Origin of the sequence: Kitasatospora griseola, assembly GCF_014648555.1 — a bacterium.
GTDB lineage: Bacteria > Actinomycetota > Actinomycetes > Streptomycetales > Streptomycetaceae > Kitasatospora > Kitasatospora griseola.
Map to the genome: position 1 here is coordinate 21772 of NZ_BMRI01000024.1, position 20842 is coordinate 42613.

Annotated in this window: 19 protein-coding genes and 1 pseudogene; 19 read left to right on the plus strand and 1 reads right to left on the minus strand. The window is 72.3% G+C overall.

Annotated elements, in window-relative coordinates; translation table 11 throughout:
- Positions 1-377: 377 nt before the first annotated feature.
- Positions 378-746, plus strand: a complete 369-nt coding sequence (locus IEZ12_RS25560) for a DUF5994 family protein (RefSeq protein ID WP_268250269.1) — start codon at positions 378-380, stop codon at positions 744-746.
- A gap of 49 nt (positions 747-795) precedes the next feature.
- Here IEZ12_RS25560 and IEZ12_RS25565 read toward each other — a convergent pair whose 3' ends face one another.
- The gene (locus tag IEZ12_RS25565; RefSeq protein WP_189275072.1) at positions 796-2010 is read right to left on the minus strand and encodes a PP2C family protein-serine/threonine phosphatase; all 1215 of its coding nucleotides are present in this window, start codon (positions 2008-2010) and stop codon (positions 796-798) included.
- 364 nt (positions 2011-2374) lie between these two features.
- On the opposite strand from IEZ12_RS25565, the gene IEZ12_RS40660 reads away from it, so the two are divergent.
- The 18 genes and pseudogenes from IEZ12_RS40660 to IEZ12_RS25650 all read left to right on the plus strand — a co-directional run bounded on the left by IEZ12_RS40660 (position 2375) and on the right by IEZ12_RS25650 (position 20815).
- Entirely contained in the window at positions 2375-2632 is a 258-nt protein-coding gene (locus IEZ12_RS40660) for a helix-turn-helix transcriptional regulator (RefSeq protein WP_189275074.1), read from the plus strand.
- Between the two features lie 664 nt (positions 2633-3296).
- Positions 3297-3920 (plus strand): XRE family transcriptional regulator, encoded by a 624-nt coding sequence (locus IEZ12_RS25575; RefSeq protein ID WP_308431077.1) that lies wholly within the window; start codon positions 3297-3299, stop codon positions 3918-3920.
- Positions 3907-4374, plus strand: a complete 468-nt coding sequence (locus IEZ12_RS25580; RefSeq protein ID WP_189275078.1) for an NUDIX hydrolase — start codon at positions 3907-3909, stop codon at positions 4372-4374. Before IEZ12_RS25575 ends, IEZ12_RS25580 begins: the two co-directional genes overlap by 14 nt.
- A 64-nt stretch (positions 4375-4438) precedes the next feature.
- A pseudogene (locus IEZ12_RS40665) lies at positions 4439-4871 on the plus strand (phosphorothioated DNA-binding restriction endonuclease); the annotation flags it as partial.
- A 74-nt stretch (positions 4872-4945) separates the two neighbouring features.
- On the plus strand, positions 4946-6631 hold the full coding sequence (locus tag IEZ12_RS25585) for an LCP family protein (protein WP_189275081.1): 1686 nt from the start codon (positions 4946-4948) through the stop codon (positions 6629-6631).
- 273 nt (positions 6632-6904) lie between these two features.
- Positions 6905-7882 (plus strand): ABC transporter ATP-binding protein, encoded by a 978-nt coding sequence (locus tag IEZ12_RS25590; protein ID WP_052509848.1) that lies wholly within the window; start codon positions 6905-6907, stop codon positions 7880-7882.
- The gene (locus IEZ12_RS25595) at positions 7882-8676 is read left to right on the plus strand and encodes an ABC transporter permease (protein ID WP_189275083.1); all 795 of its coding nucleotides are present in this window, start codon (positions 7882-7884) and stop codon (positions 8674-8676) included. Before IEZ12_RS25590 ends, IEZ12_RS25595 begins: the two co-directional genes overlap by 1 nt.
- Before the next feature lie 67 nt (positions 8677-8743).
- Positions 8744-9694: an ACP S-malonyltransferase gene (locus IEZ12_RS25600; RefSeq protein ID WP_189275085.1), complete on the plus strand. Its 951-nt coding sequence runs from the start codon at positions 8744-8746 to the stop codon at positions 9692-9694.
- Positions 9681-11264, plus strand: coding sequence for a class I adenylate-forming enzyme family protein (locus IEZ12_RS25605; RefSeq protein ID WP_189275087.1), 1584 nt, complete (start codon positions 9681-9683; stop codon positions 11262-11264). Before IEZ12_RS25600 ends, IEZ12_RS25605 begins: the two co-directional genes overlap by 14 nt.
- Positions 11245-11493: an acyl carrier protein gene (locus IEZ12_RS25610; RefSeq protein WP_035864761.1), complete on the plus strand. Its 249-nt coding sequence runs from the start codon at positions 11245-11247 to the stop codon at positions 11491-11493. The genes IEZ12_RS25605 and IEZ12_RS25610 overlap by 20 nt, the downstream gene beginning before the upstream one ends.
- A gap of 13 nt (positions 11494-11506) precedes the next feature.
- Positions 11507-12712, plus strand: coding sequence for an aminotransferase-like domain-containing protein (locus IEZ12_RS25615; protein ID WP_189275088.1), 1206 nt, complete (start codon positions 11507-11509; stop codon positions 12710-12712).
- Entirely contained in the window at positions 12709-15051 is a 2343-nt protein-coding gene (locus IEZ12_RS25620) for a lantibiotic dehydratase (protein WP_189275090.1), read from the plus strand. Before IEZ12_RS25615 ends, IEZ12_RS25620 begins: the two co-directional genes overlap by 4 nt.
- Entirely contained in the window at positions 15048-16103 is a 1056-nt protein-coding gene (gene sbnA / locus IEZ12_RS25625) for a 2,3-diaminopropionate biosynthesis protein SbnA (protein ID WP_043915507.1), read from the plus strand. Before IEZ12_RS25620 ends, sbnA begins: the two co-directional genes overlap by 4 nt.
- Entirely contained in the window at positions 16100-17128 is a 1029-nt protein-coding gene (sbnB, locus tag IEZ12_RS25630) for a 2,3-diaminopropionate biosynthesis protein SbnB (protein ID WP_189275092.1), read from the plus strand. The genes sbnA and sbnB overlap by 4 nt, the downstream gene beginning before the upstream one ends.
- Entirely contained in the window at positions 17125-17877 is a 753-nt protein-coding gene (gene fabG, locus IEZ12_RS25635) for a 3-oxoacyl-ACP reductase FabG (protein ID WP_189275094.1), read from the plus strand. The genes sbnB and fabG overlap by 4 nt, the downstream gene beginning before the upstream one ends.
- Before the next feature lie 55 nt (positions 17878-17932).
- Positions 17933-18223, plus strand: a complete 291-nt coding sequence (locus IEZ12_RS25640; RefSeq protein ID WP_189275096.1) for an acyl carrier protein — start codon at positions 17933-17935, stop codon at positions 18221-18223.
- Positions 18224-18225: 2 nt separating this feature from the next.
- Entirely contained in the window at positions 18226-18744 is a 519-nt protein-coding gene (gene fabZ, locus IEZ12_RS25645) for a 3-hydroxyacyl-ACP dehydratase FabZ (protein ID WP_189275098.1), read from the plus strand.
- 43 nt (positions 18745-18787) lie between these two features.
- Positions 18788-20815 carry a GNAT family N-acetyltransferase gene (locus IEZ12_RS25650; RefSeq protein ID WP_189275100.1) on the plus strand — a complete coding sequence of 676 codons (2028 nt, stop codon included), beginning with the start codon at positions 18788-18790 and terminating at the stop codon, positions 20813-20815.
- Positions 20816-20842 lie beyond the last annotated feature (27 nt).

Sequence of the window (20842 nt, forward strand, 5' to 3'; positions counted from 1 at the left end):
TTTCCACCGCCGCGGCACCCGCCCGGCGGCGAGGGGCCCGCACCGCGTGCATCACGCCCGGTGCGGGCCCCTCGGCATGTCAGCGCCCGTCCCTCGACTGTGCCGGGGCCGCCCCGAGGAAGGCCTCTGCATGGACAGCTCCATCCGTCTGCCGAGCAGGAACCGAGTGCGGCCCTGACCGAGTGTGCGCGGAGTACCGTGGGAGTGCAGCCGAGGACATCCCGCACACCGGCATCCGCGCCGACGTCGCCCTGGGTGATGAGTGGTCCCGCAGCGGACCGGACGGGCGGCCGGCCATGATGTCGATCCCCCTCCCTGTTCCTTCCTCCCCCGGCCCGTGGTCGGTGCCCGGGGACCCTTCGCTCCCGCGTCTGACGATGGAGCCGACCATGTCCCGGGAAGGCCTCTTCGATGGCGCCTGGTGGCCCCGCACCACCCACGTTCTCGCCGAACTCCCGGATCTGGTAACCGCGTTGGGTGCCCATCTGGGACGGATCGTCCGGGTGGGCCTGGACACCCCGGCCTGGGACGGCGTGCCGAGGTCCGTCGTGGTCGACGGCCTCATGGTCAGGATCAGCTGGTTCGACGGCAGTGACGCCACGATCAGCGTCACCCGGGGTTTCCAGGACCACTTCCTGCTCCTGGTGGTGCCCCCGGACACCCCGCCCGCGACCGCTGCGGCCGCGATGGCCGAGGCCTCTGTGACCGGCAACCACACGCCGGCGGCGGAACTCCTGCCCGGCTGAAGCGGGTCGACGCCGGACGGGCGGTTCCGGCGGGCGGCTCCCGGGCCGCTCAGCGCCACTCGATCAGGAACAGCGTGGCGTCGTCGCTGGTGTGCCCGCCCCGGCGCGCCTTCAGCGCGTGCGAGAGGGCGCGTACGGTGGCCCGCACGCCGGAGCGGGAGCGCTCGATGCGGTCGACCGAGTCGATCAGCTGCTTCTCGCCGAACTGCTCGCCGCTCGCGCCCCGTTCCTCGACCAGGCCGTCGGTGAAGCACAGTACGCGGTCCCCGTGCCGGAGTTCCCGCTCGCTGATCACCGGCTGTTCGCCGCCGAACCCGACCGGCAGGGTGGTGGCGCTCTCCAGCCGCTCGACGACCGCGTGGTCGCGGATCAGCAGCGGTTTCGGGTGACCGGCGTTGACCCACTGGAGGTGGCCGGTGGCGGTGTCGAGCCGCATCATCTGCGCGGTGACGAAGTGGTCGGGGCCGAACTGCTCGGCGATGGCCCGGTCCATGAAGGCGTAGATCTCGGCGAGTCCGACGTCCGCGCGGCGGGCGTGCCGGTACGCGCCGACGGCCACCGTCGCCATGGTGGCGGCGTCCAGGCCGTGGCCCATGGCGTCGAGGGTGGCGACGTGCAGCACGTCGCCGTTGAGCGCGTAGTCGAAGCTGTCGCCGGCCACCTGGTAGGCCGGCTCCAGGATGCCGGCCACCGCGACCCGGGGCACGGACATCGACAGCGGCGGCAGCAGCGACCACTGGATCTCGGCGGCCACGCTCATCGGTTCCATTCGCCGGGCCTGGAAGACCAGGTCGGTGTAGCCGCTCCTGGTGATCAGCAGGTCCGCGACCAGGGCCGACAGCCGTCGTAGCGGCAAGCGGTCGCCGTCACCGACCGCGTCCAGGGTGAAGGCCAGCACCCCCGCCTCGTCCCCGCCGTCCAGCAGGGGCAGGTACACCCGAATCCCGTCGTCCTGCGGCACCTCCACCACGGTGCCCCGCAGGAACGCCTCGCCTGCGGCGGAATCCGCGATCGGCAGCGGCGGGCCCTCGGTCAGACCGCCGCCGGGCAGCGGGACCAGGACCGACTGGCCGTAGTCCTGCAGCAGCAGCGCCGGCTCCCGGCCGCCCAGCTCGGCCACCGCCTCGGCGACCAGCGGGGCGATCAGCGGCGGCGCGAACTCCCGCGCCCGGTCCAGCAGCACATCCAGCAGGTGCTCCCCGGACCTCGTAGTCCGGCCCGGGCCCGCCGCGGCCCGCCGCCCGCCGTCGCCGCTCACCGCCATACCTGCCTCCCGAACCACCCCGGGCCTCGCGCCCGGCCCGACGGACCGGTCCTCTCCATTACGCCCGAGATCGGCCCGGTCCGCCCCCGGCACGGGACCGCAGCGCCGCCCCGACCGCAACCTCGCCCGGACGGCCTTTCCCACCGCTCTCCGTCGCTGCGTCCCATCCCGTAGTGAGCCGGTCGAGGACGACGGCGCCGTAGCCGCCGGGCGCCCCGGGCTCGGTGAGCCGGCGGCGGGGCAGGACGGAACTTCGGTCGCCGACTGTGACGCGGACGGCGCCGGGGAGGCGTTCGAGTGCGAGGTAGCGCGGCCCGCCACGTGGTCGCAGGCGCTGGACAGCAGTTCGCCGACCGCGAGGAGGGTGTCGTCGGCGAGGTGGGGCGACCGGGGCGTCGGAGCGGGTGGGGAACGGGAGGCGTCGGCGCAGCTGCTTCGGGTCCGGATCCGCCACTTCCGGCACCAGCGTGGGCTCAGCCCGGAGCGGCCGGCCGAGGCTGTCGACCGGGATCGACAGACAGTTGGCCTGTGGGAACGGGCCGTCACGCCACCCACGGTGGACGATCTGTCAGCCCTTGCCCGAGCACTCCAGGTCCAAACCTGGAGGCTGTTCTACGGTTAGCCGGTTGAGGGGCCAGCTGCGGTGGGACTGGGCGTCTGGGCCTCGTTGCACCCGCGGTGGTTGCGGATGGCATCGGAGTGGCTGCTGATGACGCCGGCGTACTCGCCCCGGCCGTAGCCGCCGCATCTGACGCAGTATCCGAGCATCTCCTGCTGGGGTTGCTCGGTGGATTGGTCGCTCATGATGCCTGCCTGGTGGCGGCGTCGAGGTGGTCGACCCAGCAGTCGGAAGCGGCGGGGTCGACGTCGCGGCCGACGCCGGTGAGGCATCGGTCGCAGTCGTTGCACTCGATGTACGGATCGCCGTTCGTGGATCCGTTCCGACGCCCAGCTCTGGGCCGAACGTCTCGCCGACTGGTTTCGCTCATGCCCGGCTCCCTGTCGATCGTTCCGTGTCGGGCAGCGCTCCGACACGACGATGGTCGGTCGGTCGAAGGGACGAACACACCACGTTTCAGGGACGTTTGGGACATCTCGCTGGTACATCTTGACTCGTCCCTGCAGACCGGAGAGGCGAGCCCGTGAACGAGCCACTGCGGCAGGCCATGGCCCGTGCGAATATGACGGAGTCCCAGATCGCGCGCGCGTGCGGAGTGGACCCGAAGACGGTCGGCCGGTGGATCGGCAACGCCACGCGCGTGCCTCACGCCCGCCACCGTGCTGCGGTGAGCCGGGCCCTCGACGAGGAGGAGACCGTGCTCTGGCCGGCAGTTCAGCAGCTCGTCAAGAGCGGCCCCGACCGTGAGCTCGTCCAGATGTACCCGTACCGGTCGGCGGCCCCCACCTCGCTCTGGCGGCAGCCGATCGGCAAGGCGCAACGGGAGTTGACGTTCGCCGGCTACACCAACTACTTCCTGTGGCTGGAGCAGGCCCGGTTCGGCGAGGTGCTGCGGAGGAAGGTCTCCCAAGGGTGCCGGGTCCGCTTCATCCTCGGTGACCCGGCATCCCCGGTGACCCGGCAGCGCGAGCTGGAGGAGGACGTGCCGCTCACCCTGTCCACCCGGATCGGGGTGACGCTGTCCGAACTGGCCAAGCTGAAGGACACGGCGGTCGAGGCCCGCTACGAGACCGGGCATGTCTCGCTCTCGGTGTTCCGCTTCGACGACGACATGATCGTCACGCCTCTGCTGCCCGGCAGGATCGGCCACGACGCCCCGATGATGCACCTGCGGCGGACCCAGGACGACGGCGTGTTCGACCGGTTCGCCGGCCACGTCGAGGACCTCTGGGGGCGTGGCCGTGACGTGTGGACGATCCCGACGACGGAGGACGCTGATGCCCAGGCGTGACTACGAGGACGACCCGCACGCGCCGAAGGCCAACAGCCTCGTTCCTGCGGCGAGCGTCGTGGTGGTCGGCGAGGACGGCCGGGTGCTTCTCCAGCGCCGGACCGACAACGGCATGTGGGCCCTTCCCGGCGGTGTGATGGAGATCGGCGAGTCCCTGGCCGGTTGCGGCATCCGGGAGACGCGGGAGGAGACCGGCCTCGACATCGAGATCACCGGGATCGTCGGTACCTACACCAACCCCGGGCACGTCTTCGCCTACGACGACGGCGAGGTCCGCCAGGAGTTCAGCATCTGCTTGCTCGGCCGCCCGATCGGCGGTGAACTCCACATCTCCGACGAGTCGTTCGAGGTCGCGTGGTTCACGCCCGAACAGACCGACGAGCTGCCGATGGTGTCCAGCATCCGCAAGCGCCTGTCGGACTGGCGGTCGGGGCAGAGTCCGGTCGTTCGCTGATCATCGTTCGGGCGGGGCGGTATTACGAGACGGGCACATCAAGTACGCGCCTCCTCCCCGGCCGTTCCCGCCGTCGCTGCACCTGGAGCTGGGCGAGGCGGTCAGGCTTGATCTGGAGCTCGCCGAGACGGGCGCGGTGACCGGCATCGATGCCGCGGCCCGGTGGGGGCGTGATCGGCGGATGCGTGAACCGATGCTCACGGCCTACGAGTTCCAGTGCGCGTTCTGCGGTCACGGCGGGATGCTCGATCCCACCTCGGTCGGGCCCCCAGCGCTTCGTCGGCCGCAGCGAGGCCGGCCGACACCAGGTGCTCGCTCTGGTCGGCCGGTCGGTTCTTGGCCCGCGGACGGGCGATCCTCCCGTCGCGCGGCAGCACCGCGAGTGGCATGCGCGGCAGGTGTTCCGCGGCGTGCCCCGGGCGGCGGTCGGCGTCGGTGCGGGGTGGGGTGGGTGGCCAACTGGGCGGCTCTGCAGGGCTGATCGCAACCCCGGGTGAAACATCGGGAGGTGGCCGTGCATCTAATAGGAGGAGACAAGCTCGGAGGGGCCGGGCGACGGGGGTGCGATGTGATGGGCGGACAGGCCGAGACCGTCGAGCCGGTGGCGGACGGGGGCGGGGGGAAGGTGCCCCGGCAGCGTTCGGGGGACGAGGGGCGGGCCGGGGCCCGGCGGGCGGCGAAGCGCGGGCGCAGGGGGCGGCGGCGTGGGCTGAAGATCGTCGCCTGGAGCGTGGCCGGGCTGGTGGTGCTGACCGTCGGGACGGGCGGCTACCTGTACATGCGGTACAACGGCAACATCAAGTCCGCGCCGCTGTTCGCCGGTGAGAGCGGGGACGCCGGGCACGAGGTGCCGGACGAGTTCGGACGGACCCCGATCAACGTGCTGGTGATCGGTTCCGACGGCCGCGACAACCCGGAGGACTGCGACATCGGCGGCGCCGAGTGCGGCGCCGGCGCCAACGCCGACGTCCAACTGGTGCTGCACATCTCGGCGGACCGCTCCAACGCCACCGTGATGAGCATCCCGCGCGACCTGATGACCGACCTGCCGGGCTGTGTCGACAACGAGAACAAGACCAAGTCCTCGGCGCACCGCGGCCAGATCAACTCCAGCCTGGCGTACGGTCCGGGCTGCACCGTGGCGGCCGTGCACAAGCTCACCGACATACCGATCGACCACTTCGTCAAGGTCGACTTCGTCGGCGTGATCAAGATGTCGGACGCGGTGGGCGGCGTCCCGGTGTGCGTCAGCGACAACGTCTACGACCCGTACTCGCACCTCAAGCTGTCCCAGGGCAAGCACACCCTGAAGGGCATGGCGGCGCTGCAGTTCGTCCGCACCCGGCACGGCTTCGGGGACGGCGGCGACCTGGGACGGGCGAGCGCCCAGCACGCCTTCCTCGGGTCGATGATCCGTCAGCTGAAGAGCGCCGGGACGCTCACCGACCCGACCAAGGTGCTGGCGCTGGCCGACGCCGCCACCAAGGCGCTCACCGTGGACCCCGGCCTGGACGGGATCACCAAGCTGGTGGGCCTGGCCGACGACCTGAACAAGGTGCCGCCGTCCCGGGTCACCTTCACCACCATGCAGACCGAGGCCGACCCGAAGAACGACAACCGGCTGGTGGCCGGTCCCGACGCGAGGAAGCTGTTCGCGTCGATCAAGAACGACCAGTCGCTGACCGCCGACCCGTCCGGTGCGGCCACCGCGCCCGCCTCGCCGCCGCCTTCGGCTCCCGCCAGCAGCGCGCCGGCCGCCCCGCCCGCGGACGCGACGCCGCGCAAGAACATCACCGTGGTGGTGCGGAACGGCAGTGGTGTCGGGGGCCGGGCCGGCGTGCTGGCCGAGGCGCTGCGCGCGGCCGGGTTCTCCAAGAACACCGGCACGGGCAAGGACACGCCCACCGAGCAGAGCACCGTCCGCTACCCGGCCGGCAAGGAGGCCGACGCCCAGCAGGTGGCCGCCGCACTCGGCCTGCCCGCGAGCGCCGTCCAGGCGGGCAGCGGCAGTTCGATCGAGCTGCTGATCGGCGCCGACTGGAAGCAGGGCACCAGCTTCCCCGCCGCGCCGGGCGGCCCGGCCGCCCCCGTCGACCCGTCCGCCGCGCTCAAGGGCGCCGACGCCATCACCGCCGACGACGAGAGCTCCTGCACCCAGGTCAGCCACGAGAACACCGTCAGCCTCCCCGGCTACGGCGGAATGACCCCGATCAAGGCGTTCGAGCGCAGCAAGGACATCCCGGTCTCCGCACAGTGACGCGCCGTCGGCGCCCCGCCGCCGCCCCCGGCGGAGGAGTCGGCCCGGTGCGTCCTCTCCGGCCCGGCCCGTCCTCTCCGGGCCGATGTCGCTGGTCGGACGCGGTGTCGCGAGGTTTCCGCGGCACCGCGTCCGGCGTTTCCGGGCCGGCCATCGGGAGGGTTTCGGGGGAGATAGGGGGCCGATAGCCGGGCCGGTTCGGGGCGATAGGGGGGGCCGGGAGAGTAGTGCTCACAAGAGGCGAACCTCCGCCGAATCGTGAGGACTCGGATGATGATCGATTACCAGAACCGTACGGCGTCGAGGGGGACGGCGTCCCCCCTGGCGGCTGAACTGTCCAGTGTGGTCAAGCGGTTCACCAATGCCAAGGGCGAGGTGTTCACCGCCGTCAACGGGCTGGATCTGCGGATTCGGCGGGGCGAGGTGGTGGCGTTCCTCGGGCCGAACGGCGCGGGCAAGACCACCTCGATCGACATGCTGCTGGGGCTGACCCGGCCGGACGAGGGCGAGGTGCGGCTGTTCGGGGTGAGCCCCGAGCAGGCGGTGCGGGCCGGGCGGGTGGCGGCGGTGCTGCAGTCCGGCGGTCTGCTGCCGGATCTGACGGTCGAGGCGACCGTGCACATGCTGGCCTCGCTGCACCCGGGCGCGGACCCGGAGCGGTGCATGGCGCGGGCGAACATCACCGAGCTGCGGGCCCGCCGGGTGGCGGCCTGCTCAGGCGGCGAGCAGCAGCGGCTGCGGTTCGCGCTGGCGCTGCTGTCCCGGCCGGACTTCCTGGTGCTGGACGAGCCGACGGCCGGCATGGACGTGGTGGCGCGGCGGGACTTCTGGGCGGCCGTCCGGGAGGACGCGGCGCGCGGCATGACGGTCATGTTCGCCACCCACTACATGGAGGAGGCGGACCAGTTCGCCGACCGGGTGGTCATGATCAACAAGGGCGCGGTGGTGGCCGACGGCTCGGCCTCCTCGATCCGCGCCGCGACCAGCGGTCGCACCGTCTCGGCGGTGCTCAGCCCGTACGAGGCCGGCCTGGTCTCCCGGACGCCGGGCGTGCGCTCCAGCGCCGTCCGGGGCGAGCGCACCTACTTCACCTGCACCGACTCGGACGCGCTGCTGCGGGTGCTGGTCGGCGAGACGCAGGCGCGGGACATCGAGGTGGCGCCGCGCAGCCTGGAGGAGGCCTTCATGGCCATCACCGAGAACGCCGGCCGCGTCGAGAACGCCGCCAACGCCCAGAAGGAGAACGTCTGATGGCCGCCGTCACGGCGCCCGCCGCCGCCCGCACCTCGGTCTTCAACGGGGTGAACCCGACCTTCGTCCGCTACGAGCTGCGCCGCCGGTTCAACCGGCAGACCACGATCTTCACGGTGCTGCTTCCCGCGGTGCTGTACCTGGCCCTGTTCCGCACCGCCCCGTCCGGCGGGGCCGACCTGCCGCACGGCAACTTCGCCGCCTGGATGATGATCGGTCAGGCGGTGTACGGCGCGGCCACCGCGGCCGTCAGTTCGGCCGCCACCATCTCGGTGGAGAAATCCGTCGGCTGGATGCGGACGATCGCCATGAGTCCGCTCACCCCGCCCGGCTACCTGCTGGTCAAGGTGCTCTGCTCGGTGCTGATGGCCGGTGTCCCGGTCGCCATCGTGGGAGCGCTGGGTGCGCTGACGGGCGCTCACGCCGACGCCAACGTCTGGGTGACGTCGCTGCTGGTGGCCTGGGTCGGGGCCGCGGTGTTCGCCGCGCTCGGCATCGGCATGGGCCTGGCGCTGAAGCCCGACGTGGTGATGCACATGCCGGGCCTGACCATGACCGCCCTCGCCTTCCTGGGCAACCTGTTCATCCCGCTCAGCGGCGTGATGCTGGAGATCTCCCGCTACACCCCGATGTACGGGGTGGCGACGCTGGCCCGGTACCCGCTGAACGACGGCTTCTCGTTCCACGGGGAGCACTCCAGCGTGGCCGGCGCGGTGTTCAACCTGCTGGCCTGGTTCGCCGGCTTCTCGTTCCTGGCGATCCGCCGCTTCCGCAAGTCCACCGGCCGCCCGTAGCGGTCACCCACCGAAGCCCGCGCTCCCGCGCCGGGCGCAGGCCCCACTCGAAAGGAGGTTCGAACAAATGTTCGCATTCATTGCGCCGGGTCAGGGCTCCCAGACCCCGGGCATGCTGGCCGCCTGGCTGCGCGACCCGGCCACCGCCGAGCGGGTGCGGGCCTGGTCGGAGGCCGCCGACCTGGACCTGGTCCACCTCGGCACCAAGGCCCCGGCCGCCGAGATCGCCCGCACCGAGCACACCCAGCCGCTGCTGGTCGCCGCCGGACTGCTCGCCCACCACGCCCTGGCCGGCGCCGCCCGGCCGGGCGGGGCGGTGGCGGCCGGCCACTCGGTCGGCGAACTCACCGCCGCGGTGTACGCCGGGGTGCTGGAGCCCGCCGACGCGGTGCGGCTCGCCGCGATCCGCGGCCGGGCGATGGCCGCGGCCTGCGCCGAGGCGCCCACCTCGATGGCCGCCGTGGTCGGCGGCGAGCAGAGCGAAGTCCTGGCGCGAATAGCCGAGTTGGGCCTGACCCCGGCGACCTTCAACGGCCCCGGCCAGATCGTCGCGGCCGGTCTCGGAACGGCCCTGGAACAGCTGGCCGCCGCCCCGCCCGCCGGGGCCACCGTCAAGCCGCTCACCGTGGCCGGCGCCTTCCACACCCCGTTCATGGAGTCGGCCCGGCAGACCTTCGCGGCCGCAGCCGAGGCGGTGCCGTTCGCCCCGCCGACGCAGCCGCTGCTGTCCAACGCGGACGGCGCGCTCGTCGAGGACCCGGCGGAGATCCGCCGCCGACTGGTCCAGCAGGTGGTCAGCCCGGTCCGCTGGGACCTCTGCCTGGACCGACTGGGCGAACTGGCACCGGAGACGACGATCTCGCTGCCGCCCGCCAAGACCCTCGCCAACCTGCTCAAGCGCCGGCACCCCGGGCTGGACGTGCTGTCCGTGAACACCGCCCGGGACGTCGCCCGGGCCCAGGAGCGGCTCGCCGTCGCCGCGATCAGCGAGGGAGTGGCCGTCCATGCCGGTGTCTGACCTGCTCGATTACCCGCTCCTGGCGCGGGCCGACCACCCCGCCGTGACCGACGGCGAAGGCACTCTGAACTACCGCGAGCTGGGCACCGCCGTGGACCGCGCGGTCGGCTGGCTGCGCGGCCAGGGCCTCACCGCCGGCGAGCGGGTGGTGTACGCCGGCGGCAACGACCGCTCCTTCCTGGCCCTGTTCTGGGCCACCCTGCGGATCGGGGCGATCTTCGTCCCGGTCCACCCCGACCTGACGGACCAGCAGATCGACCACATCGTGGCCGACTCCGAGGCCGCGCTGGCCGTCTGCCGCCCGGCGGCCGGCGCCCGCGCCGCCCGCACCGTCGACGTCGAGCAGGCCTGGCAGCAGGTGCTCGCCTCCGCCGAGGACGGCCACCGCGCCGACGTCGACGAGGACGCGGTGGCGATGCTGATCTACACCTCCGGCACCACCGGCCGCCCCAAGGGCGTGGTCTGCCCGCACCGCCAGATGCTCGCCGCCCTGGACGCGATCAACGCCTGCCTGGGCTACCGGCCGGACGACGTGGTGCTGTGCCGGCTGCCGCTCTCCTTCGACTACGGCCTCTACCAGGCCCTGCTGTCCGCCCTGGTCGGCGGCACCCTGGTACTGGCCCGCCGCAGCGAGGACGTCGGACTGCTCCGGCTGATCGAGCGCACCGGCGTCACCGTCGTCCCGCTGGTGCCCTCGCTGGCCCAGATGCTCCACCTGCTGCAGAGCAAGTTGCACCGGCCCACCCGGGTGCGGCTGTTCACCAACACCGGCGCCCGCCCCGGCCGGGCCGTGATGGCGGAGCTGCTGGAGGTCTTCCCCGGCTCCGAGTTCGCCTCGATGTACGGCATGACCGAGTGCAAGCGGATCTCCATCCTCGACCCGGCCGAGTACGCCGGGCACCCCGATTCGGTCGGCCCGCCGATCCCCGGCGACAAGGTCCGGATCGTCGCGGCCGACGGCGCCGAGCTCGGCCCCGGCGAGACCGGCGAGATCGTGGTGTGGGGACCGACCGTGATGGCCGGCTACTGGCGGATCCCGCTGGAAGAGCAGAACCGTTTCATCCGCCGCCCGGACGGCTCGCTGGAACTGCACACCGGCGACCGCGGCCGGCTCGACGAGGACGGACGGCTGTACTTCGTCGGCCGCGACGACGACGTGATCAAGCGCCGCGGCATGCGGATCGCCCTCACCGAGATCGAGGACGCCGCCGAGCGCCTCCCCGGCGTCACCGCCGCCGTCGCGCTGCGCCCCGAGGAGGAGGGCGGACCGCTGCTGCTGGCCGTGCACGGCACCCTCCCGCCCGAGCAGGTCCGCGCCGCGCTGGTCGGCCGGCTCGACCCCAGCCGGATGCCCGACCGGGTCGTCCCGCTGGACACCGTCCCGCTGACCGCCAACGGCAAGCCGGACCGGGCCGCCGCCAAGCGCCTGGTCGACGCCGCCACCGCCGAAGCGGCCGAAGCCGCGGAAGCGGCCGCCGCCGCAGCCGCCGTCGTCGCGGCCGAGCACCACCGAATCCACCAGACCGTCACCGCATCCCCGAGGGGCAGCCATGAACCAGTCGCAGTTTGATCAGCTCGTCGAGCGGATCTGCTCCGTGCAGGTCACCGACTCCGAGACCCCGCTCGTCGACCTGGGCGTGGACTCGCTGCACACCATCGCCCTGGTGATGGCCGTCGAGGAGGAGTTCGGCATCGAGGTCGACCCCGACGCCCTCGCCGACCCGGCGCTGGCCTCCCCGGCCGGACTGTTCCGCTACGTGCAGGCCTGGGCCGCCGACGCCGCCCCGGCCCGAGTCTGAGGGACCGCCAGCCATGTGGACCGACACCAGACCCGCGGCCGAAATGCCCCGGCTGTTCGAGCGGGGCGGGGACGTCATATCCCTGGCGGGCGGACTGCCCGACCTGGACGTGCTCCCGCTGGGCGACATCTCCCAGCAGCTCGCCCGACTCGTCCGCCTCGGCGGCAAGCTCGCCCTGCAGTACACCACCCCGCACGTCGCCAAGGCCCTCGTGCCCGCCGTCGCCGACCTGATGGCCCGTGAGGACGGCCACGCGAGCGCCGACAACCTGATCCCGACCAGCGGCTCCCAGATGGGCCTCACCGCCGTCGCCCTCGCCCTCGGCACCCCCGGCGACACCATCCTGGTGCAGACCCCCGCCTACCCCGGCGCCACCGCCGCCTTCCGCACCGCCGGCCTCGAACTGCACGCGGCCGCCGAGGACCCCCAGGGCCTCGACCCGCAGCAACTGCGCACCACCGTCCGCGAGTTGAGAGAAGCCGGTCGCACCGTCCGACTGCTGTACGTCAACCCGACCTTCCAGAACCCGACCGGCGCCACCCTCTCCGTCCCGCGCCGCGCCGAGATCCTCACCGCCTGCCGCGAGCTCGACCTGCTGCTGATCGAGGACAACCCGTACGGCCTGCTCGGCTTCGACGGCGCCACCACCACGCTGTTCCAGGCCCTCGACCCGCAGCAGGTGGTCTACCTCGGCACCTTCTCCAAGATCTTCGCCCCCGGCCTGCGCTCCGGCTGGATCGCCGCCCCCGAGCACCTGCGCTTCGACCTCGCCCGGGTCGCCGAGATCATCTCGCTCTCGCCGTCCGCGCTCGCCCAGGGCACGCTGGCCGCCTACTACTCCCGCAACGGCTGGACCGAGCTGATCGACCGCTACCGGGAGAGCTACCGCGAGCGCTGCACCCTGATGGCCGACGCGCTGGACGCCGAGCTCGGCGCCGACAGCCCGTGGACCTGGCAGCGCCCCGACGGCGGCTTCTACCTCTGGCTGCGCCACCAGGGCGGCGCCGACGCCACCCGCTACGCGCAGGCCGCCGCCGCGCACGGCGTCTCCTTCGTCCCCGGCGGCCACTTCTCCGTCGACGGCGAGCACAACGACGGCATCCGGCTGTGCTTCAGCAACGTGCCGCGCAAGAAGATCACCGAAGGCATCGCCCGGCTCGCCGCCGTACTGACCGAAACCCCCGCCGCCGCACGCGAGTTGGCGGAGGTGTCGGGATGACCGCCCCCGCCGTCGAAGCCGCCCGCGCCGTGGACTGGGCGGACTTCGCCCCGCTCCACCCGCTGGCCGGCTCCGACTGGCAGGTCTGGGGCGTCGGACTGCTCCGCAACGCCGGCTTCCCGGTCTCCGGCCTCGACCTGATCGGCGGCGCCCTCGCCCCGGCCGCCGCCGCCCGGCTCGCCGCCGGCGAGGCCACCGCCGAGGAGTTCGACACCGCCTACCGCACCGACGTCGACACCGAGGCCGCCCGGCTCGCCGCCCTCGCCACCGACCCCAAGCTCCGCCTGGCCATCGCCTGGCAGAACCGCACCGTCTTCCGCATCCTCGACTCGCTCGCCGCCCCCGGCGGCAAGGAGACCAAGCGCCGCCAGCGCGAACGCACCCTCGCCATGTACTGGCTGCGCTACTGCGCCAAGGCCGAGACCATCGGCTTCTTCGGCCCGGGCGCCTGGATCGGCGTCGGTCGCACCCAGCAGGCCATCGGCATCGACCACGGCCCCGCCCTGGTCGCCGCCGCCCGCACCTCGCTGGAACGCTGGACGGTCGCCGCGATCGCCGACTGGATGGCCGAACAGCCCGGCGCCCGCTGGTGGTTCCCGCCGATGCTGCGCCCCGACGTCCACCTGGACGGCGAGCAGCTGGTGCTGGCCAACCGCAAGACCGTCCGGCTGCGCCCCGAGGACGGCCAGGTGCTGCGGCTCGCCGACGGCGACCGCAACGCCGAGCAGATCACCGACCTGCTGGTCGCCGACCACGGCTGGGACGCCGCGAGCGCCCGCGGCGCCGTCGACAAGGTGCTGAACCGGCTGCTGCGGCAGCGGGTGCTCGGCTGGGACGCCAACATCCCGGTCGACGTGCGCGCCGAGGAGGTGCTGCGCCGCCGCGTCTCGGCGATCGGCGACCCCGAACTGTTCGTCCGCTACGACGCGGTGCTCGCCGAACTCGCCCGCCACAAGGGCGAGATCGACCGGGCGGAGACCGCCGAGCAGCTGGTCGAGGCGCTGGACGCGCTGGACGCGTACTTCGTGGAGACCACCGGCCAGGCCGCCTCCCGCGAGGAGGGCAAGGCGTACGCCGGCCGCACCCTGGTCTACCAGGACACCCTGCGGGACTGCCGGATGGAGCTCGGCCGGGACTTCCTGGACGGCATCGCCCGCCCGCTCGCCCTGGTCGCCGACGCCGCCGACTGGTTCGGCAACCGGCTCGCCGAACTGGTCGAGGCCGAGGTGGTCGAGCTGGTCCGCAAGGCCGCCGCCCGGCAGCGCCCCGGCACCGCCGTCACGCTGGCCGACGTCTGGCCGCAGACCCTGGCGCTGTTCTGGGGCGAGCACAACCACCCCGTGCAGCAGGCCGTCCGGGAGCTGGCGCTGAAGTGGCGCGAGGTCATCGGCGAGGTGCCCGAGGGCGCCACCCGGATCGACCTGAGCGTCGAGAAGATCGCCGCGAAGACCCGGGAGGTGTTCGCCACCGGCCCGGTGCGCTCCCCGCACCTCGCGGTGCACAGCCCCGACCTGCAGATCGCGGCCCGCTCGGCGGACGCCGTCAACAACGGCCGACACCTGGTCGTGCTCGGCGAGTTGCACGCCTGCCTGGCCACCCTCGACCTGCCGTTCCTGGACTGGACGGCCGACGCCGGCTCGCTGCGCGACAAGGTCAACCGGGCGATCGGCGGCGAGCGGCTGGTGCCGCTGCTGCCGGTCGGCTGGAAGCGCAACAGCGGCCGCATGGTGCCCGCCCCGATCGGCGCGGGCGACCGGCTGATCGGCTTCACCCGCGCCCCGTTCGACCAGCGGGAGCGGATCGAACCCGCCGTCGCGATCACCCTCGCCGAGCACGACGGCACGATCACCGCGACCACCTCCGACGGCCGTACCCGGACGCTCTCCGAACTGCTCGCGGTGCTGATCTCGATCATCGCCTGCGACGCGTTCAAGATCGGCCTGGACCGGCCGCACGCCCCCCGGGTCACCCTCGACGACCTGGTGCTGTTCCGGGAGACCTGGCGGCTGCCCGCCACCGGCGTGGCCCTCACGCCGAAGGCCGACCGGAGCCGCGACTACCTGGCGGTGCGCCGCTGGGTCACCGACAACGCGCTGCCCGACCGGGCCTTCGTCAAGTTCCCCGAGGAGACGAAGCCGTCCCTGGTCGACTTCACCAGCCCGACGCTGGTGCTCTCCTTCGCCAACCTCGTCCGCCGGGCGGTGCAGTCGGACCCCGACGCCAGGGTGACCGTCAGCGAACCGCTGCCGGCCCCCGAGGAGTCCTGGCTGCCCGACGCGGACGGCGAGCAGTACGTCAGTGAGCTTCGGCTCCAGATCAGCCGAAAGGTGCCGGAATGACCGTGCTCGTCCCCGACGGCGCCGGGCTGCGGGTCCGCCCGCACCGTCCGTCGGACCCCGACATCGTCGCCACGATCGGCGGCACGCCGCTGGTGGCGCTGGACCGACTCTTCCCGCCGAACCGCTTCCAGGTGTACGCCAAGTGCGAGCGGTTCAACCCCGGCGGCTCCATCAAGGACCGGGCCGCCAAGTCGATGGTCGAACAGGCCATCGCCACCGGCCGGATCGTGCCCGGGGTGTCCACCGTGGTGGAGTCCTCCTCCGGCAACCTGGGCATCGCGCTCGCCCAGCTCTGCAACTTCTACCGGCTCGGCCTGATCATCGTGGTCGACCCGCGCACCACCCCGCAGAACCTCGCCATCATGCGGGCCTACGGCGCCCGGGTGGAGGTGGTCGAGCACCGCGACCCCGCCACTGGCGAGTTCCTGCCGGCCCGGATCGGCCGGGTCAAGCACCTGCTGGCCACCGTCCCCGACGCCTGGTGGCCCAACCAGTACGCCAACGAGGACAATTCGCGCGCTCACCACACCACCATGCGGGAGATCGTGGAGGCCCTCCCCGAGGCCCCCGACTACCTGTTCCTGGCGGCCGGCACCACCGGCACCCTGCGCGGCTGCGCCGAGTTCATCCAGGACCAGGGGCTGCCCACCCGGGTGGTCGCGGTGGACGCCGTGGGCAGTGTGATCTTCGGCCCGCCGGAGCCCTGGGAGTCCACGCACCGGCGGACCATCCCCGGCCACGGCGCCGCGGTCGTCCCCGCCCTGCTGCGGCCGGGCTTCGCCGACCGGGTGGTCAAGGTGACCGACTCGGAGTGCATCCGGGGCTGCCGCCGCCTGCTGGCCGAGGAGTCCGTCCTGGCCGGCGGCTCGTCCGGCGCGGTGATCGCAGCCCTGCAGCAGTCCGCCGACTGGATCGAGCCGGGCGCCACCTGCGTCGCCGTGCTCCCGGACGGCGGCGACCGCTACCTCGACACCATCTACGACGACCAGTGGGTCGAGTCCTACCTCCGGCAGTACCTGCCGCAGACCGACCACGAAGAGAGCCAGTCATGAGAATCCTCGGCCGGGAGGACGTCCGGGCCGCGCTCGCGGACCTCGACTCCACCGTCATCGACCTGGTCCGCAACGCCTACGTGCTGCACAGCCAGGGCAAGTCCGACCTCCCGTTCTCCACCTTCCTGCGCCCGCTGCACCGCTCCGAGTCGCGGATCATCGCGCTGCCCGCCTACCTCGGCGGACCGGCCCCGGTGATGGGCCTGAAGTGGATCTCGTCCTTCCCGGAGAACGTCAACCGGGGTATGCAGCGCGCCAGTTCGCTGTGCATCCTGAACGACCTGGAGTCCGGCTACCCGCTCGCCCTGATGGAGGGCAGCCAGATCTCCGCGGTCCGCACCGCGGCCGGCGCGGCGCTCGCCTCGGGGCTGCTGAACGCCGGACGCGAGGTCCGCACGATCGGCCTGGTCGGCTGCGGCACCATCAACAACCAGGTGGTGCACTTCCTCACCCAGGTGCACGAGGGCCTGGAGACCGTCCTGCTCCAGGACGCCTTCCCGGAGCGGGCCAAGGTGTTCGCCGCAGAGCTGGCCGCCGAGTACCCGGGCGTCGAGTTCAAGGCGGTGACGCTCGGTCAGGCGCTGTCCGCCGACACGGTCTCGATCGCCACCACCGACTCCTCGTACTGGCTGGACCTGGCGGACTACCCGAACCGCCCGCACGGGCAGGTGATCCTGCACCTGTCGCTGCGCGACCTGTCGGTGGCCTCGGTGCTGGGCGCGGTCAACGTCACCGACGACGCGGACCACGCGATCCGCGAGCAGACCTCGCTGCACAAGGCCGAGCAGCAGGCCGGCCACCGCCGCTTCGTCACCGCCGAGATCGGCGCGCTGCTCGACGGCACCGCCGAGCTGCCCGCCGCCCGCACCGTGGTGTTCGCCCCGTTCGGACTGGGAGTGCTCGACCTCGCGGTCGCCGAGGCGGTGCTGAACCACGCCGAGAAGCACGGGCTCGGCACCGAGGTCGAGGGCTTCGACCCGGGCAGCCACAAGGTCACCTCCAACCTCGCCGGGAGCGCGGCATGAGTCAGCTGTTCACCGAAGGCACCAGGGCCGTCGTCACCGGGGCCTCCCGGGGCATCGGCGCGGCGATCGCGCTGCACCTGGCCGAGCACGGCTGCGACGTCGCGCTCAACTACCGCTCCAGCGCCGGCAAGGCCGAGCAGCTGGCGGAGAAGATCGAGGGCCTCGGCCGGAAGGCGCTGCTGGTGCAGGCCGACGTGTCCGACGAGGCGCAGGTCACCGCGATGTACAAGGAGATCCGCACCGCCTGGGGCGGCGTGGACGTCGCGGTCCTCAACTCCGGCATCACCGCCGACGGCCACTTCGCGGCGATGAGCGCCGCCAAGTGGCAGGAGGTGATCTCCACCAACCTGACGGGCGCCTTCCTGACGGCGCGTGAGGCCACCAAGCAGATGTACGCGAGCGGCGGGTCGATCGTCTTCATCGCCTCCACCTCGGGCATCGCCGGCCGGGTCGGCCAGGCCAACTACGCCGCCTCCAAGGGCGGGGTGATCGCGATGGCGAAGACCCTGGCCTACGAGGGCGCCCCCAAGGGCATCCGGGTCAACGTGGTGGCCCCGGGCTTCATCGACACCGACATGGTGAAGAAGGTGCCCCGCGCCCAGCTGAAGGAGGCCGCGGCGGCGATCCCGCTGGGCCGGATGGGCACCCCGGAGGAGGTCGCGCAGGCGGCGGTCTTCCTGGCCAGCCCGGCGGCCTCGTACATCACCGCCAAGGTGCTCACCGTCGACGGCGGGATGCTCTACAGCTGACCACCCCTCAATCGAACTGACGTTCCATCAATTCCCACCAAAGGAAAGGCACATCATGTCCACCGCCACCTTCGAGGACGTCCGGACCCAGGCCGAGCAGCGCCTGGAGAAGAACCTGAAGATCAAGTCGATGATCATCGACCGCCTGGGCCTGGACGCCGAGGCCGAGGCCGTCTCCGACAACCAGCCGCTGTTCGGCCGCGGCCTGGAGATGGACTCGCTGGACACCCTGGAGATCGTCGTCATGATCAACAACGAGTACGACGTGCTGATCAGCGACGACGACTTCGAGGCCTTCGGCTCCATCAACGCCCTGGTCGACTTCATCGAAGCCCGCGAGGTCTGACCATGGCCACCGCCGTCGCACCCACCAAGGTGGCCGTCAAGGAGAAGCCGAGCAAGACCTTCGCTTACTCCTCCGACGACATCAAGCGGATGCTGCCGCACCGCTGGCCGATGCTGATGATCGACCGCGCCTACGACGTGGTCCCGGGCGTCTCCGGACGCGGCATCAAGAGCGTCTCGGTGAACGAGCCGTTCTTCGCCGGCCACTACCCCGACCACTCGATCATGCCCGGCGTGATGATCGTCGAGGCGATGGCCCAGCTGGTCGCCGTGGTCTACGTCGCCGAAATGCTGGAATCCCCGGCGCCCGCAGAGGGCGACCCGTCGGCCAGCGTCGGCTACCTCGGCTCGATCAGCTCGATGAAGTTCTCCCGGCTGGTCGTCCCCGGCGACCAGCTCACCCTGGAGGCCAAGCTCGGCCAGAAGCTCGGCGGCCTGCGCTCCGTCTCCGTCCGGGCCTCCGTCGGCACCGAACTCGCCGCCGCCGGCTCGCTGATCGTCACCACCGAACGCAAGGGCTGACCCCCCGTCACCTTTCGGACCAGAGCAGACAAGGAGGTGTGGAATGTCCATCACGATCCGCCCGTACCAGGAGGGCGACGCGCATGACATCGCCGAGCTCTACAACCGTCACCGCGACAACCCCAACCCGGTGGCGGGCGGAATCACCGGCGAGGAACTGGAACGCGAACTCGCCGAACGCGACACCGCGACATTCCTGATCGCCGTCGACGACGACCGGGTGGTGGGCACCTTCGGGCTGTTCCACAGCACCGGACGCCGCTCCGCCCGGGCCGGCGAGCTCATCGCCGACATGTTCTTCGTCGCCCCGGCCTACCGCAACGGCGTCATCACCGGACGGCTCTTCACCGAAGCCGTCGAATGGATGATGCGCTGCGGCTGCCTGGTGCTCCGACTGACCGTCAACCCGGCCAACACCGTGGCCTTCAAGCTGTACCGGCGGGTCGGCTGCGTGTCGGTCGGCGAGACCGTCCCCGGCGAGGACGGCAACGTCGAGCTGCACAACTACATCCCGCTGATCCTGCGCAGCGTCTTCCACGACCTCGACCCCGAGGCGCTGGCGGCGCTCGGCCAGCTCAGCAGCTTCGGCAACGTCGCCGGCGGCCGGGACGACGAACTCCGTTCCGACGTACGGGTGGTGGACGGAATCCGCACCGTCGCCTACGCTCTGGCCCTCGGCGAGTTCAAGCTCACCGCCACCATCGACGTGGACCGCGGCCTGATGCTGGACGCGGCGCTCACCACCCCCGACGGCGCCACCCGGCCGCTGAAGATCGCCGAACCGCCCTACGAGATCCGGAGCCGGGAGCCGGCCGAGCCGCACCGCTTCGGCGACAGCGGCCTCACCGCCGAGCTGGACACCGCCGAAGGCACCCTCACCGTGCACGCCGAGGGCCACCACGGGCCGGTGTTCGTCTCCACCTGGCCCAGCGCCGAGGCCGACCGCTCGGCCGGCTGGCGCGAAGGCCAGGCCCGCGAACTGGAGATCCACCCCGTCGAACACGGCGTCCAGGTCCGCGAGACCACCGGCGGCAACCAGGTCACCGGCACCCTCACGCTCCACCGGGGCGTGCTGGAGCAGCAGTTCACGTACACCACCCGGCCCGGCCGGATCTTCCAGACCGTCGGACTCCGCCAGGGCGACTTCACCCTGACCGGCCCCGACACCACCGCCGTCCAGCACCTGATCGGCACCGGCATCGGCGTCCGGGACACCTCCGAGGTGGTCGCCGCCGCGCAGACCGCCCCGGCCGGCTCCACCCTCGCCTGGACCGACGGCGCCACCCGGATCACCCTCCCGGCCGGCCGCCCGGTCCGGCTGATCCACACCACCCTGGTCGAACGCCACCTGGAGCCCGACGCCGACGGCACCGCCCGGCTGCGCACCGAACTCCGCACCGGCGCCGACCACGATGCCCCCCGCACCACCGCTGCACCGCAACTCGCCACCGGCGAACGGAAGTTGATCGTCAAGGCGAACGCCGGTGGGATCACCTCCTGGACCGAGGGCGGCAAGAAGGTGCTGCGCAGCCCCGCCCCCCGCACCCGCGCCTTCGGCAACAACCCGCGGTGGAGCGCCGGCGCCTGGGTCACCCTGGAGCACCACCGGCACAGTCTCGCCACCGGCCTCGGCTGGGGCGTGCCGACCACCCGCGAGTGGGAGCAGAAGCACCCGCTCGGGCTGGCCGCCCCGCAGGAGCGGATCAGCTGGGAGGTCACCGCCCCCGAGCAGGCCGCCGAGCCGGTCCGGATCGACGTCCACGCCCCCGGCGCGGACGAGGAGACGGTGCTCTGGCTCACCCCGGACACCCCGGCCGACACCGCCGTGGTGCTGCACTCCGCCGGAAAGCGCCACGAGCTCGACGCCGCCGCCTTCCGACAGGTCTGGGCGTCCGCCGCGGCGATCCGCCTCACCAGCGGCCACTGGCTGCACCTCGCCCCCGTCGACGGCGGGAGCGGCGCACCGGAAATCGTCCTGCGCACCACCTCCTCCGGACTGCTGATCGGCTGCGCGACGGCCGGCGCCGAGGCCGCCTGGCAGCTGTCCGTCCACCCCGCACCCGCGATCTGACACCCGTCGAAACATCCTCGAAAGGAC